Below are 14,455 nucleotides of genomic sequence, written 5' to 3'. Positions count from 1 at the left end.
CGGTGGTTATGGGTCCCTGCGTTCGCAGGGACGACATCGAGTGTGGATCACCCCCTTGCAGCGCGGTCCTTTTCGTTCTGCGCCTTGATCGACTCGCGCGCCTGGTTCCAGTCGGCATCCGACCAGTCGCGCAACTGGTAGAAGTTGCCGCCCATCGCCAGCGCCTGGGCGCCGTCCATGGCGATGGTCTCGCCGTTGATCCAGTCGCAGCCGCCGGAAATCAGGAACACCGCAAGATTCTGCAGTTCCTCCATGGTGCCGACGCGGCCCATCGGGTTCTGCGCCTTGGTGCGGGCGCCGGCCTCGTCGCCGGGCTTGATGCGCTTGCTCATGCCCTCGGTCGGGATTTCGCCGGGCGCGATGGTGTTGAGGCGGATGCCGTATTTGCCCCATTCCACCGCGAGCGACATGGTCATGGCGTGGATCGCGGATTTGCTCATCGCCGACGGCACCACATAGGGCGAGCCGTTGCGCACCCAGGTGACGGTGATCGAGACCACATTGCCGCGCTGCCTGGCGGCGATCCAGCGGCGGCCCACCGCATGGGTTACATAGAAGGTGCCGTGCATCACGATGTTGGCGACCGCATCGAAGCCGCGCGGGGTCAGGTCTTCCGAGCGCGAGATGAAATTGCCCGCGGCGTTGTTGATGAGGTCGGTGAGGGGGCCGCTGGTCCAGATCGCCTCGATCATCTCGTCGACGGCCATGGCGTTGCGGATATCGACGCCGTGGCTGACCACACGCCCACCGTGCAGGTCCATCAATTCGGTTGCAGTTTCGTCGCAGACGCTCTTGCGGCGGCCGCAGATATGGACTTCGGCGCCCAATTGAAGGAAGCGCTCGGCCATGGATTTGCCGAGCCCGGTGCCGCCTCCGGTGACGAGGATGCGCCGGCCGGCAAGGAGTTGTTCGCTGAACATGTCTGGCTTCCGCCCAAAGGGATTGTCAGTTAATTGGTTGATTGACTAAATCCGTCCAACGCCTTTCTGTAAAGCCGCAACAAAGAGAAGTGCAGGGGAGAATTCGGATGGAAGATCGCGTCAAGATCACGATTTCGGAGGGCGTCGCCGACGTCCGCCTGATGCGGGCGGACAAGATGAACGCGCTCGATGCCGCGATGTTCGAGGCGCTGGTTGCCGCTTCCTCCCGGCTGGCCCAGGAAAAAGGCGTGCGAGCGGTAGTATTGTCCGGCGAAGGCCGAGCGTTTTGCGCCGGTCTCGATATGGGACGCTTTGCCGCCATGAAGGAAAAGGGCGGCAACGGGATCGCGGGCGGCGAAAAGCGCGACCTTTCCGCGCGCACCCATGGCAAGGCCAATTTCCCGCAAGCTGCGGTCTGGGGCTGGCGGCAGCTGCCGGTGCCGGTGATCGCTGCGATCCAGGGCGTGGCGTTCGGCGGCGGATTTCAGCTCGCGCTCGGCGCCGACATGCGTTTCCTAACCCCCGACGCCCGGATGTCGATCATGGAGATCAAATGGGGGCTGGTGCCTGACATGGCGGGGACGCCGATCCTGGCCAGCCTGGTCCGCGACGATATCCTGCGCGAACTCACCTATACCGGGCGGATTTTCTCGGCGCAGGAGGCCCTGAGTTATGGCCTCGCCACCCGCATCTGCGACGATCCGCGCGCCACCGCCTTCGAACTCGCACGCGAGATCGCGGGCAAGAGCCCGGACGCGATCCGCGCCTGCAAGCGCATGCTGAACAATCTGTCCGTCGATCCCGGTCCGGCGCTGCTCGCCGAATCCGTCGAGCAGATGAAACTGATGGGCAGCCCCAACCAGCTCGAGGCTGTCAGCGCCAACATCGACAAGCGCGCGCCGCGGTTTGCGGACGTTGGATGAATCTTCATCGTCATTCCGGGATGGTCCGAAGGACCAGACCCGGAATCTCGAGATTCCGGGTTCGATGCTTCCGTATCGCCCCGGAATGACCGGATTACTCCATAACCCGACTTCAGATCGGAAAGAGACAATGACAACCCAACAGCTTTTCCTCGGCATCATCAGCGGTCAACGCAAGCGCAGCCACGCCGAGGTCGCCGATCGCGCCGATCGCATCGCCGCCGGATTGCAGAAGCTCGGCGTCAGGCAGGGCGACAGCGTCTGCATCCTGATGCGCAACGACATCGCCTTCATCGAGGCGGCCTATGCCGCGATGCGGCTCGGCGCCTACGGCGTGCCGGTGAACTGGCACTTCAAGCCGGAGGAAATCAATTACATCCTGAAGGATTCCGGAACGCCGGTCTTGATCGGCCACGCCGATATGCTGCACCAACTGCGGGACGCGATTTCCCCAGGCGTCACCGTGCTCAGCGTGCCGACGCCGCCGGAAATCCTTGGCAATTACAAGATCGATCCCGCGCATCTCGCCACGCCCGATTTCGCGACCGATCTGGAATCCTGGCTGAAGCAGCAGGCGCCCTATGACGGACCGGCGCTGCCGCAGCCACAGAACATGATCTACACCTCGGGCACCACGGGTCATCCCAAGGGGGTAAAGCGCAACGCGCCGACGCCGGAGCAGACCGCCAACGCGGAAGCCATGCGGGCGATGATCTATGGCCTGAAGCCGGGCGCGCGGGCGCTGCTGCCGGGCCCGCTGTATCATTCCGCACCGAACTCGTTTGGCTTGCGCGCCGGCCGTCTCGGCGGCGCGCTGGTATTGATGCCGCGGTTCGATCCCGAGGAATTCCTGCGGCTGGTCGAGCGCGAGAAGATCGACACCATCTTCATGGTGCCGACCATGTTCATCCGGCTGATGAAACTGCCGGAAGAGGTGCGCAGGAAATACGACATGTCTTCGCTGCGCCACATCATCCATGCCGCCGCGCCCTGTCCGGCCGACGTCAAGCGCGCGATGATCGAATGGTGGGGGCCGGTGATCTATGAATTCTACGGCTCCACCGAGTCAGGCGCGGTCACCTTCGCCAATTCCGAGGATGCGCTGAAGAAGCCCGGCACCGTCGGCAGGATCGCGCCGGGCGCCGAACTCCGCTTCGTCGGGGAAGACGGGAAAATCCTGCCGCAGGGCGAGATCGGCGAGATCTATTCGAAGATCGAGGGCAATCCGGACTTCACCTATCACAACAAGCCGGAGAAGCGCGCCGAGATCGATCTCGACGGCTTCATTACTTCCGGCGACGTCGGCTATATCGACCAGGATGGTTATGTCTTCATCTGCGACCGCAAGCGCGACATGGTGATCTCGGGCGGGGTCAACATCTATCCCGCCGAGATCGAGGCCGCGCTGCATGCGGTGCCGGGGGTGCACGACTGCGCGGTGTTCGGCATTCCCGACGCCGAATTCGGCGAGGCGCTGATGGCGGTGGTGGAACCGCAGCCCGGCGTCACGCTCGATGCTGGCTCGATCCGCGCGCAGCTCAAGGCCTCGCTGGCCGACTACAAGGTGCCGAAACACGTCGAAATCCACGGCAGCCTGCCGCGCGAGGATTCCGGCAAGATCTTCAAGCGCCGCCTCCGCGATCCCTATTGGGAGCGGGCAGGGCGGAAGATTTAGCTCGCTGTTGCGGGAAAACCAGCAGTTCCTCATGGTGAGGAGCGCGTCTTCCCGGCAGCGCCCTTGCGCTGTCCGGCGCGCGTCTCGAACCATGAAAGGCCCGTGTGGCCCATCCTTCGAGACGGCCGCGTCGCGGCCTCCTCAGGATGAGGTCGGCAGTTCTGGTTGGCATCGCCTCCATCTTTATCTTGCGCTGCGGCAAAAAAATTGCGACTCAATAGAGGCCGGGCAATTTCTGGAGCAGCGTCATGTCGTCCCAGACCATGCCTTCAGAGTCTGACGTGCGTCCCAGCCGTGGCGAGGATATCGCCGCCATCGAGGCGGACGCGCGGCTCCGCGAAGACATCCGTCTGCTCGGGCGCATCCTCGGCGACACCGTGCGCGATCAGGAGGGCGCCGACGTGTTCGACCTGGTCGAACGCATCCGGCAGACCTCGATCCGGTTCCATCGCGATGACGACAAGCCGGCGCGGCACGAGCTCGAACTCATCCTCGACAGCATGTCGACCAGCCAGACCGTGCGCATCGTCCGCGCCTTCAGCTATTTTTCGCATCTCGCCAACATCGCCGAGGATCAGAACAACATCCGGCAGATGCGGGTGCGCGCGACCGCCGGCGGCACCCCGCGCCCGGGAACGCTGGCGCTGACATTGGCGCATGCGCGCACGGCCGGCTTCAGCGCGGCCGACCTGCGCAAGTTCTTTGCTGAAGCGCTGGTCAGTCCGGTTTTGACCGCGCACCCCACCGAGGTTCGCCGCAAGAGCACGATCGACCGCGAGATGGAGATCGCCGCCCTGCTCGACCGGCGCGAACGGGTGCAGCTGACTCCGGAAGAAAACGAGGCGAGCGACGAACAGCTGCGCCGCGCGGTGCTGACGCTGTGGAAGACCAATCTCCTGCGCCGCACCAAGCTCACCGTGCTCGATGAAGTCACCAACGGTCTTTCATTCTACGATTACACCTTCCTGCGCGAGGTGCCGCGGCTGCATTGCGCGCTCGAGGACCGGTTGAACGAGGGCGACAGCGCCGCGCGCGGCGAACTGGCGTCCTTCCTAAGGATGGGAAGCTGGATCGGCGGCGACCGCGACGGCAACCCGTTCGTGACGGCGGAAGTGATGCGGGGAACGCTCGGGCTGCAGTCGAGCCGCGTGCTGCGCTTCTATCTCGAGGAGTTGCACGTACTCGGCTCCGAACTGTCGCTGGCGGCGCATCTTACCGATATCTCGAAGGATTTGCGGGCGCTCGCCGAGCGCTCGCCCGACAAGTCGCCGCATCGAAGCGGCGAGCCGTATCGGCTGGCGGTGTCAGGCATCTACGCGCGGCTCACCGCGACTGCGCTGCGGCTGGATGTCGGAATTACCCGGCGGCCGGTCGGCGAAGCCGCGCCTTATGACGGCGTGAAGGAATTCAAGGCCGATCTCGACATTCTCTATCGCTCGCTGATCTCGAACAATGCCGGCGTGATCGCGCGCGGGCGGCTGCGGCTGCTGCGCCGCGCCGTGGATTGTTTCGGCTTCCACCTCGCCAGCCTCGATATCCGGCAGAACTCCGCCGTGCACGAGCGCACGGTCGCCGAGCTGATCGACGCGGCGATGCCCGGCATGTCCTACCTGGCCTTGAGCGAGGAGGCGCGGATCGCGCTGCTCGCGAAGGAACTGGGCAACGCGCGGCCGCTGACCTCGCCCTTCGTCAAATACGGCGAGGAGACGCTGGGCGAACTCGCCGTCTTCCACGCGGCGGCCGAGGCCCATGCCAAGTTCGGCAGCGATGCCATTCCCCAATGCATCATCTCCATGTGCAAGGGGGTGTCCGACATGCTGGAGGTCGCGCTGCTCCTGAAGGAGGCCGGCCTCGTGCATCCCTCCGGCCGCAGCGCGATCAACATCGTGCCGCTGTTCGAGACCATCGAGGATTTGCAGGCTTCCAGCGGCATCATGGATCGCATGCTGTCGATTCACGACTATCGCAAGCTGGTCGACAGCCGCGGTGCGGTCCAGGAAGTGATGCTGGGTTACTCCGACAGCAACAAGGACGGCGGCTTCGTCACCTCGGGCTGGGAGCTCTACAAGGCCGAGATCGGCCTGATCGAGGTGTTCGAACGCCACCACGTCCGCCTGCGGCTGTTTCACGGCCGCGGCGGCTCGGTCGGCCGCGGCGGCGGACCAAGCTACGACGCCATCATCGCGCAACCCGGCGGCGCGGTGAACGGCCAGATTCGGATCACCGAGCAGGGCGAAATCATCTCCAGCAAATATTCCAACGCTGAAGTCGGCCGCAGCAACCTGGAAATCCTCGCCGCGGCGACGCTGGAGGCAAGCCTGCTGCAGCCCAAGCACAGCGCGCCGCGCGCCGAATATCTGCAGGCGATGGAAGAGCTGTCGTCGCTGGCCTTCAAAGCCTATCGCGGGCTGGTCTATGAGACCGAGGGCTTTGCCGACTACTTCTGGTCCTCCACCGTCATCACCGAAATCGCAACGCTGAACATCGGCAGCCGTCCGGCCTCACGCAAGAAAACCCGCGAGATCGAGGATCTCCGCGCGATCCCGTGGGTGTTCAGCTGGGCGCAATGCCGGCTGATGCTGCCGGGCTGGTACGGCTTCGGCAGCGCGGTCGAGGCCTGGATCGCGGAGCATCCCGACAAGGGCATGCCGTTCCTGAAGGAACTCTACCGCGAGTGGCCGTTCTTCCGCACGCTATTGTCGAACATGGACATGGTGCTGGCAAAAAGCTCGATCGCGATCGCCTCGCGCTATGCCGAGCTGGTGCCGGATGCCGAGCTGCGCGAAAAGATCTTCAGCCGGATCCGGCGCGAATGGCACTCTTCGATTGAAATGCTGCTCGACATCATGGGCCAGGAGCGCCTGCTGCAAAGCAATCCGTTGCTGGAGCGCTCGATCCGCAACCGCTTTCCCTATCTCGATCCGCTCAACCACGTGCAGGTGGAGCTGTTGAAGGAACACCGCGCGCAAAACCCCGACGAAGCGGTGCTGCGCGGCATCCAGATCACCATCAACGGGATTTCGGCGGGGTTGAGAAATAGCGGGTGAGGCAAGATGCGAATAGCGAATGAAAGAACCCTATTCGCTATTCGCCACTGCCCATTCGCACTCTTCTAGATCGCATCCCAGTTGAAGATATCCGCCGAGCGGTCGAGCTTGTAGAACGACGACTTCAGCGCCGGGATGGCGTGCTCGGCGATGGTCTGGGTGGTCCAGCCTTCGCCGCGATGCACCGAGCGTAAGGGGCGCGACTGGCTCATCAGGAAGATTTCGTTCATGCGCACCGCGAAGATCTGCCCGGTGACGTCCTTGGCGGCGTCGCTGAGCAGGAAGGCGCAGATCGGCGCGATCTTTTCCGGGCCCATCTGCTGGATCTTCTTGACGCGCGCTTTTTCCTCCTCGGTCTCGGTCGGAATGGTGCCGATCAGCCGGCTCCAGGCGAAGGGCGAGACGCAATTCGAGCGCACGTTGAAGCGGTTCATGTCGAGCGCGATCGACTTCGACAGGCCGACGATGCCGAGCTTGGCCGCGGCGTAGTTGGCCTGGCCGAAATTGCCGACCAGGCCCGAGGTCGAGGTGAAGTGAACGAACGAGCCGCTTTCCTGCTCGCGGAACAGCCGCGCCGCGGCATGCGAGACGTAGAACGAACCCATCAGATGCACCTTGATGACGGATTCGAAGGCTTCCACGCTCATGCGGTGGAAGATCATGTCGCGCAGGATGCCGGCGTTGTTGACGACGCCGTCGAGCTTGCCGAAGTGATCGGTGGCCATCTTGACGATCTTGCTGGCCGGGATCGCTTCCGCCACCGACTCGAAATTGGCGATCGCGGTGCCGCCGCGCTTCTTGATCTCCTCGACCACTTCCTCGGCCGGCGCGGCGCTGGTGCCCGAGCCGTCGGCGGCGACGCCGGGATCGTTGACCACGACCTTGGCGCCTTCCGCCGCGCAGAGCAGCGCGATCTCGCGGCCGATGCCGCGTCCCGCGCCGGTGACGATGATGACTTTATCCTGCAGTGATTTTGTCATTGGGTTCTCCCGTTGTGCTTCGTCATTCCGGGGCGATGCGAAGCATCGAACCCGGAATCTCGAGATTCCGGGTCTGGTCCTTCGGACCATCCCGGAATGACGAAGGCGATTACCGTTCGTTCGTAAAGATGATGGTGCCGGATGCCGCGAACATGCCGCCGACGCCGTGGCAGACCGAGATCCTGGCGTCCTTGACCTGCGCCGGCGCGATGCCGCGCATCTGCCGCACGCTCTCCTGCAGCGCGTACATGCCGTACATGCCCGAATGCATGTAGCTGAGGCCGCCGCCGTTGGTGTTGAGCGGCAGCTTGCCGCCGGGGCGGGTGTTGCCGTCGGCGATGAACTTGCCGGTCTCTTCGTGCGGCATGAAGCCGAGATCGCCGAGGCCGAACAGCGGCAGATGCGCAAAGGCGTCGTAGATCATCAGGTGGTCGACGTCCTTGTGCGTGATGCCGGCTTCCTTGAACGCGAGGGGACCTGCGGTCCGGAACGCGCGCGAGCTATCAAAAGTCTGCATCTGGCTGACCATCGGGGTTTCCACGCTCTCGCCGGTGCCGAGGATGTACACCGGCTTCCTCGGAAAGTCCTTGGCGCGGTCGGCCGAGGTCAGGATCAGAGCGCCGCCGCCGTCGGTGACGAGGCAGCACTGCAGGATGCGGAACGGATAGGCGATCATCTTCGAGTTCAAGACGTCCTCGACCGTGATCGGCGCCTTCATCATGGCGCGCGGATTCTTTGCGGCCCATTCGCGCTGCACCACCGCGACCATGGCGATCTGCTCATGGGTGATGCCGTGGGTCTTCATGTAGCGCAGCACCGGAATCGGAAACATGCTCGGCGGCCCGAACACGCCGAACGGCGATTCGAACTGGCCGTTCAGGCTGTCCGGCGGCGTGAAACGCGGCTGCTTGCCGATCATCGACTTGCCGCTTTCGGCGTGCGTGATCAGCACGGTCTTGCACAGGCCGGCCTCGATCGCGGCAGCGGCGTGGCGGACATGCAGCATGAACGAGCAGCCGCCGACCGAGGTGCCGTCGACCCAGGTCGGCGTGATGCCGAGGTAATGTGCGATCTGCTGCGGCGTCTCCACCGCGGTGGCGATGCCGTCGATGTCGGACAGCTTCAGTCCGGCGTCGGCAATGGCGTTCAGCGCCGCGTCGGCGTGGAGCTGGATCTGCGACATGTTGGGAATGACGCCGAGCTCGGTGGTCTCGGCGGCGCCGACCACGGCGACCTGATTCTTTCGCATGATGCTCAGCCCTTCGCCGGACGGAATTGGGGAAGGGTGATCTTGTCGTCGAGCTTCTCGAACGCAACTTCCAGCTTCATGTCGAGTTCGAGCGCCTCCGGCGTTTGCGGGCAGTCGATGATGTTGCTCATCATCCGCGGGCCTTCGTCCAGTTCGACGACGGCAATCGCGTAAGGCGGCGTGAAGCCGGGCGCGGCGGGCCGGTGATTGATGACGTAGCTGTAGAGCGTGGCCTTGCCGCTGGCCTTGAAGATGCTGACCTTGCGCGAGGCGCAGGACGGGCAGAACGGGCGCGGCGGGAAATAGACGTTGGCGCAGGCGTCGCAGCGTTGCAGGCGCAGTTCGCCGGCGGCCGTGCCGTCCCAGAAATGCTGGGTTTCCGGAGTCGGTTTCGGTCGCGCGCGCGCTGGCTCTGCCATCCTGTCGTTTCCTCCGTTTCGGGATCGGGCCGCACGGCCCGCTTGTTGCGATCTTGATGCGACATTTGACCATCCGGCGTCAACGGTCCAGCCGCAATGCTGCATAGCCTCATTCCTGCAGCCCAGAGCGCTTGTGTGCCAACGATCTCCCGCGCTAGGGTCCCGGGCGTTGCGAGGAGCGCAGCGACGAAGCAATCCGTTCGCATCGAGCCTGCGGTTGAGTTCGCCGACAAGGGCGCGGCGATGATGGAGGGAAAGAATTAGCGATGCCGAACACCCCGACACTTGCCACCCTGGCCGACGATCTCGACTGCGGCCGTACCAGTGCCCGCAAGCTGGTCGATGAATGTCTCGCCAGGATCGCCGACGCTTCCGGAGAGGGCGCGCGGGCCTTCATTCACGTCGATGCGGAAGCCGCGATCGAGGCCGCCGAAGCGATGGACCGGCTGCGCGAGGTCAAGGCCGCGCCGTCGCGCTTTGCCGGCATTCCCGTCTCGATCAAGGATCTGTTCGACATCAGGGGGCAGGTGACCCGGGCCGGTTCGCGCGCGCTCGACGATTCGCCGCCGGCGGAAGTCGACGCGCCTGCGGTGGCGCGATTGCGCCGCGCCGGCTTCGTCGTGATCGGCCGCACCAACATGACCGAGTTCGCCTATTCCGGGATCGGCATCAATCCACATTACGGCACGCCGAAGGGCGCGTGGGATCGCAAGGCCGGCCATGTGCCCGGCGGGTCGTCGTCGGGTGCTGCGGTTTCCGTCGCCGATGGCATGGCGCATGGCGGGCTCGGCACCGACACCGGCGGCTCCTGCCGGATTCCGGCGGCCTATAACGGCATCGTCGGCTTCAAGCCGACGCAGCGCCGGGTACCGCTCGATGGCGCGGTGCCGCTCTCGTTCACGCTCGACAGCATCGGTCCATTGGCGCGCAGCGTTGCCTGCTGCGCGGCGCTCGACGCCGTGCTCGCCGATGAAACCCTCGTTTCGCTGCAGCCGCGCCCGATCAAGGGCATGCGGCTGGCGGTGCCGACCACGGTGGCGCTCGACGATCTCGACGAGGCGGTCGCGAAAGCATTCGAGCGCGCGCTGGAGACGCTTTCGCGCCAGGGCGCGCTGATCGAGCGGATCGAGGTGCCGGAATTCCTCGATGTCGTGGTGATGATCGCCAAGGGCGGCTTTGTCGCCGCGGAAAGCTATGCCTGGCATCGCTACCTGATTGCCGCCAAGGGCAATGTCTACGATCCCCGGGTGTCGATGCGGATCATGCGCGGCGAAAGCCTGAGCGCGGCCGACTATGTCGATCTTGTCGGCGCCCGGAAGTCGCTGGTCGCGCGCGCCGCCATTCGTCTGGCGCCCTATGACGCGGTGGTCATGCCGACCACCGCCAATACGCCGCCGCGCATCGCCGATCTCGCCGACGACAAGGATTTCGCCAGGGAGAATTTGCGGTCGCTGCGCAATTGCACGCTGATCAACATGATCGACGGCTGCGCGATCTCGCTGCCCGCGCATCGCGAAGGCGAGGTGCCGGTCGGGTTGATGCTGGCGGCAGCGGGCGGATCGGACCGCCGCATCTTCGAACTCGCCGCCGGCATCGAGGAGGCGATCCGTGGTTGATCTCACATTCACCGTCGATGCCCAGGGCACGACAACGCCGCTGACGCTGCCGATCGACAAGGCCGTGATCGCGGGCTGGACCGGTCGCGATCCGGTGGCGCGCGACAAGCACATCGCCGAACTCGAGGCGATCGGCATTGCCCGGCCGGCCTCGACGCCGATCTATTACCGCGTCTCCGCCCGGCGGTTGACGACCACCGACTGCATCGAGGTCTGCGGCGGAGATTCCAGCGGGGAGGTCGAGTTCGTGCTGATCGGCTGGCAGGGCCGCATCCTTGTCGGCCTCGGCTCCGATCATACCGACCGCAAGGTCGAGGCCTACAGCGTCACGGTGTCGAAACAGATGTGCGACAAGGTGATGGCGCCAGTGCTGTGGGAACTCAAGGACGTCATCGGCCACTGGGACCGGCTGATCCTGCGCTCATGGGCGCGGATCGATGGCGAACGCGTCCTGTACCAGGAAGGCACGCTCGACAGCATGTTGCCGGTCAAGGAACTCATCGAGCGCGGTTTCGGCGGCAAGGGGCTGCCTGACGGTTGCGCCATGTTCGGCGGCACCTTTGCAGCCAAGGGCGGCATCCGCCCCGCCGACCGCTTCGAGTATGAACTTGAGGACCCCGTGCTCAAGCGCAGCATCCGGCACGCCTATGACGTGATCGTGCTGCCGGTGCTGGGCTGAGGATTTAGCCGTCATTGCGAGGAGCGTTAGCGACGAAGCAATCCAGCTTGGGTTCCGCTAGTTCCAAAGCTGGATTGCTTCGCTTCGCTCGCAATGACGGAAGGGATAGACCTCCCGGAAATCGGGTGGCGCGAGTTGGGTCAATTTGCGAAACTGCCGTTCATGAAAATAACCGCAAAAGCCATCATCCGTCCCGCACCACCTTCCGACATCGCCGCGCGCGTCGACGCGGTCGACTGGACGCAGGCGGCCACTGATCTCGACGCGCAGGGCTGCGCCGTCCTGAAGGGACTGCTGTCGGCGGAAGAATGCCGCGCACTGGCCGCGCTCTATCCGGACGACAGCCAATTCCGCAGCCGGGTGGTGATGGGACGCCACGGCTTCGGCCGCGGTGAGTACAAGTATTTTTCCTATCCGTTGCCCCCTGTGATCGCGGCGCTGCGCCCGGCGCTCTATGCCCGGCTTCGTGGTATCGCCGATCGCTGGAACGAGGCGATGGGCATCGACATTCGCTACCCCGAAAGCCACGACGCGTTCCTGAAGCGCTGCCATGAAGCCGGCCAGGTCAGGCCGACGCCGCTGCTGCTGCAATACGAAACCGGCGACTACAATTGCCTGCATCAGGATCTCTACGGCGAACACGTGTTTCCGCTGCAGGTCGCGATCCTGTTGTCGGAACCGGGTCGCGACTTCACCGGCGGCGAATTCGTGTTGACCGAGCAGCGGCCGCGGATGCAGTCGCGGCCCGAAGTGGTGCCGCTGGCGCAGGGCGATGCTGTGGCTTTTGCTGTGCATGTCAGGCCGGTGCAGGGGGCGCGCGGGGTCTACCGGGTTAATCTGCGCCATGGCGTGAGCCGGATCCGCTCCGGCCACCGCCACACCGCCGGTGTGATCTTTCACGATGCGAAGTGAGCGCGGGTTTATTGACGGCTGATCTGTTCGAAGGCGTTCCCGATGTCCGCCCGTCGCGGGAGACGATGGCGGAGGGCGCCGTGCTGCTGCGCGGCTTCGCCAGGCCGTTCGCAGTCGAGCTGATCGCTGACATCGGAGGGATCGTCGAGCAGGCGCCGTTTCGCCACATGGTGACGCCGGGCGGCCATCAGATGTCGGTGGCGATGACCAATTGCGGCAGCGCCGGCTGGGTAACCGATCGCGCCGGCTATCGTTACGACGGTGTCGACCCGGAATCCCGGAAGGCATGGCCGGCGATGCCGCCATCGCTTCGCGCAATGGCCGCGCAGGCGGCGGCTGAGGCCGGCTTCGCCGGCTTTTCACCGGATGCCTGCCTGATCAACCGCTACGAGCCGGGCGCGCGGATGTCGCTGCATCAGGACAAGGACGAGCAGGATTTCGGCGCGCCGATCGTCTCGGTCTCGCTGGGGCTGCCCGCGATCTTTCTGTTCGGGGGCTTGCAGCGCAGCGACAAACCGCGCCGGTTTCGGCTGGAGCATGGCGACGTCGTGGTATGGGGCGGGCCGGCGCGGCTGGCATTCCACGGCGTCGCGCCGCTCGCCGACGGCGAGCACGCTGTGCTGGGGCGGCAGCGCATCAACCTGACCTTCCGCAAGGTGCGCTAAGGCTGCTTTCCATCAAAGCCTCCTCCGGTCTATGCTTCCCGCGCTGGGAGGCGACCATGAGCGATACCGCAATGACGGCCGACGCGACCACCAACCGGACCGGCGTTTATCTCGCGGTCCTGCAGCTGGTATTTACGCTGGGCTGGACCACTTACGTGATCTATCTGCCGAAGCTCGCCGCGCAGGTCGGGATCGCGCCGACGGCCGTGATCCTGATCCTGATGCTGGATCAGGCGATCTTCACCATCACCGATACCGCGATGGGAATCGCCGCCGACAGGATCGCGCCGTTCGTCGGCCGGCTCGGCGCGTTCGTCGGCGTCGTCACGGCGGTCTCCTGTGCGGCCTTCGTGGCGCTGCCGTTCGTCGCCGGCACCGGCCCGGGCGCGCAGGTCTGGTTCATCACGCTGATCGTGGTTTGGGTCGTCACTTCGTCGGCGCTGCGCGCGCCGCCGCTTACCTTGCTCGGCAAGCACCGCGCCAAGCCGGCGATTCCGTTTCTGTCGGCGCTGGCGATGCTCGGTTACGGTCTGGCCGGCGCGGTGTCGCCCTATCTCGGCGTGGTGCTGCGCAATCATGACGCTCGGCTTCCCTTCGTGATTTCGGGCGTGGTGTTGCTGCTCACCGCGCTGGCCTTGTCCAGGGTCGAGCGCGATCTGTCGCAGCAGCCGGTATCCGCGCAAAAGCCGGCCGAGTCCGCAAAGCCGCTCGGCCAGATGCCGATGTTTTTCGTCGCATCGATGGTCCTTCTCTCGCTGGGCTATCAATTGCACTTCAGCATCAACAGCGCGCCGTTCTTCCTGCGCTTCGCCAAGCCCGACGATCTGCAGTGGCTGCTGCCGGTGTTCTGGATCGGCTTCAACATCGCGATGTTTCCGGCCAGCGTGGTGGTCAAGCATCGCGGCGGCTTGATCGTGATGGGCGCGGCCGGCCTGCTCGGCGCCCTGGCGGTGCTCGGCGCGGAGTTCGCAGGCAATCTCAACATGCTGATTGCTGCGCAGTTCGTCGCGGGCGCGGCCTGGGGCTGCATGCTGATGAGCGCGGTTGCAGCCGCGCTGGCGATCGGGGACACCGGCGCCGAGGGCAAGGTGGTGGGGCTGGTGTTTTCCGCGCTGGCGCTCGCCACCTTCGCGCGGATGGCGGCGGTCGCGGGCGGCCTGCAGAAGCTGCCGGAATACGCCCCGCTGCTGCAGTGGGCGCCGGTGGCGTGCTGGTCGGTCGCCGGCGCGGGGTTGCTGGTGATCGCGGCGTCGCGGGTGCAGCAGAGCGCGCAGTTGAGAAGGGTCTGACGTCATTCCGGGATGGTCCGAAGGACCAGACCCGGAATCTCGAGATTCCGGGTTCGCTCGCCAATGGCTCGCGCCCCGGAA

The 14,455-nt window shown here is 65.0% G+C and carries 12 protein-coding genes; 8 read left to right on the top strand and 4 right to left on the bottom strand.

The features are described from left to right. Positions 1-47: 47 nt before the first annotated feature. Entirely contained in the window at positions 48-920 is an 873-nt protein-coding gene (locus tag KMZ29_RS18875) for an SDR family oxidoreductase (protein WP_215620638.1), read from the bottom strand. Positions 921-1,027: 107 nt separating this feature from the next. Here KMZ29_RS18875 and KMZ29_RS18870 point away from each other — a divergent pair, with 107 nt between their 5' ends. The 3 genes from KMZ29_RS18870 (at position 1,028) to ppc (ending at position 6,565) form a co-directional block, all read left to right on the top strand. Next, entirely contained in the window at positions 1,028-1,843 is an 816-nt protein-coding gene (locus tag KMZ29_RS18870; RefSeq protein WP_215620637.1) for a crotonase/enoyl-CoA hydratase family protein, read from the top strand. 130 nt (positions 1,844-1,973) lie between these two features. Continuing rightward, positions 1,974-3,518, top strand: a complete 1,545-nt coding sequence (locus KMZ29_RS18865; RefSeq protein ID WP_215620636.1) for an acyl-CoA synthetase — start codon at positions 1,974-1,976, stop codon at positions 3,516-3,518. A gap of 248 nt (positions 3,519-3,766) precedes the next feature. After that, the gene (gene ppc, locus KMZ29_RS18860) at positions 3,767-6,565 is read left to right on the top strand and encodes a phosphoenolpyruvate carboxylase (protein WP_215620635.1); all 2,799 of its coding nucleotides are present in this window, start codon (positions 3,767-3,769) and stop codon (positions 6,563-6,565) included. 65 nt (positions 6,566-6,630) lie between these two features. On the opposite strand, the gene KMZ29_RS18855 is transcribed toward ppc, so the two are convergent. The 3 genes from KMZ29_RS18855 to KMZ29_RS18845 form a co-directional block, all read right to left on the bottom strand. Further along, positions 6,631-7,545, bottom strand: a complete 915-nt coding sequence (locus tag KMZ29_RS18855) for an SDR family oxidoreductase (RefSeq protein WP_215602710.1) — start codon at positions 7,543-7,545, stop codon at positions 6,631-6,633. Positions 7,546-7,654: 109 nt separating this feature from the next. Beyond that, the gene (locus tag KMZ29_RS18850; RefSeq protein WP_215620634.1) at positions 7,655-8,794 is read right to left on the bottom strand and encodes a thiolase C-terminal domain-containing protein; all 1,140 of its coding nucleotides are present in this window, start codon (positions 8,792-8,794) and stop codon (positions 7,655-7,657) included. 5 nt (positions 8,795-8,799) lie between these two features. Further along, the gene (locus KMZ29_RS18845) at positions 8,800-9,213 is read right to left on the bottom strand and encodes a Zn-ribbon domain-containing OB-fold protein (protein ID WP_215620633.1); all 414 of its coding nucleotides are present in this window, start codon (positions 9,211-9,213) and stop codon (positions 8,800-8,802) included. A gap of 266 nt (positions 9,214-9,479) precedes the next feature. Here KMZ29_RS18845 and KMZ29_RS18840 point away from each other — a divergent pair, with 266 nt between their 5' ends. The 5 genes from KMZ29_RS18840 (at position 9,480) to KMZ29_RS18820 (ending at position 14,374) form a co-directional block, all read left to right on the top strand. Continuing rightward, on the top strand, positions 9,480-10,829 hold the full coding sequence (locus KMZ29_RS18840; RefSeq protein WP_215620632.1) for an amidase: 1,350 nt from the start codon (positions 9,480-9,482) through the stop codon (positions 10,827-10,829). Next, positions 10,822-11,508, top strand: coding sequence for a DUF2848 domain-containing protein (locus KMZ29_RS18835; RefSeq protein ID WP_215620631.1), 687 nt, complete (start codon positions 10,822-10,824; stop codon positions 11,506-11,508). The genes KMZ29_RS18840 and KMZ29_RS18835 overlap by 8 nt, the downstream gene beginning before the upstream one ends. A gap of 162 nt (positions 11,509-11,670) precedes the next feature. Beyond that, positions 11,671-12,420 (top strand): 2OG-Fe(II) oxygenase, encoded by a 750-nt coding sequence (locus KMZ29_RS18830; protein ID WP_215620630.1) that lies wholly within the window; start codon positions 11,671-11,673, stop codon positions 12,418-12,420. 11 nt (positions 12,421-12,431) lie between these two features. After that, positions 12,432-13,085 carry a DNA oxidative demethylase AlkB gene (alkB, locus tag KMZ29_RS18825; protein ID WP_215620629.1) on the top strand — a complete coding sequence of 218 codons (654 nt, stop codon included), beginning with the start codon at positions 12,432-12,434 and terminating at the stop codon, positions 13,083-13,085. 56 nt (positions 13,086-13,141) lie between these two features. Then, positions 13,142-14,374 carry an MFS transporter gene (locus tag KMZ29_RS18820; protein WP_215620628.1) on the top strand — a complete coding sequence of 411 codons (1,233 nt, stop codon included), beginning with the start codon at positions 13,142-13,144 and terminating at the stop codon, positions 14,372-14,374. Positions 14,375-14,455: the final 81 nt, after the last annotated feature.

The organism is Bradyrhizobium sediminis (assembly GCF_018736085.1).
Lineage (GTDB): Bacteria > Pseudomonadota > Alphaproteobacteria > Rhizobiales > Xanthobacteraceae > Bradyrhizobium > Bradyrhizobium sediminis.
Note: the sequence above shows the minus strand (reverse complement) of the source record. Positions and strands in the feature narration are given on the sequence as shown.

What these genes read in the sequence shown, in the direction of transcription:
- KMZ29_RS18820 (WP_215620628.1), top strand. Translation starts at nt 13,142, where the DNA reads ATGAGCGATACCGCAATGACGGCCGACGCGACCACCAACCGGACCGGC.
- ppc (WP_215620635.1), top strand. Translation starts at nt 3,767, where the DNA reads ATGTCGTCCCAGACCATGCCTTCAGAGTCTGACGTGCGTCCCAGCCGT.
- KMZ29_RS18845 (WP_215620633.1), bottom strand. Translation starts at nt 9,213, where the DNA reads ATGGCAGAGCCAGCGCGCGCGCGACCGAAACCGACTCCGGAAACCCAG.
- KMZ29_RS18830 (WP_215620630.1), top strand. Translation starts at nt 11,671, where the DNA reads ATGAAAATAACCGCAAAAGCCATCATCCGTCCCGCACCACCTTCCGAC.
- KMZ29_RS18840 (WP_215620632.1), top strand. Translation starts at nt 9,480, where the DNA reads ATGCCGAACACCCCGACACTTGCCACCCTGGCCGACGATCTCGACTGC.
- KMZ29_RS18865 (WP_215620636.1), top strand. Translation starts at nt 1,974, where the DNA reads ATGACAACCCAACAGCTTTTCCTCGGCATCATCAGCGGTCAACGCAAG.
- KMZ29_RS18850 (WP_215620634.1), bottom strand. Translation starts at nt 8,794, where the DNA reads ATGCGAAAGAATCAGGTCGCCGTGGTCGGCGCCGCCGAGACCACCGAG.
- KMZ29_RS18870 (WP_215620637.1), top strand. Translation starts at nt 1,028, where the DNA reads ATGGAAGATCGCGTCAAGATCACGATTTCGGAGGGCGTCGCCGACGTC.
- KMZ29_RS18855 (WP_215602710.1), bottom strand. Translation starts at nt 7,545, where the DNA reads ATGACAAAATCACTGCAGGATAAAGTCATCATCGTCACCGGCGCGGGA.
- KMZ29_RS18875 (WP_215620638.1), bottom strand. Translation starts at nt 920, where the DNA reads ATGTTCAGCGAACAACTCCTTGCCGGCCGGCGCATCCTCGTCACCGGA.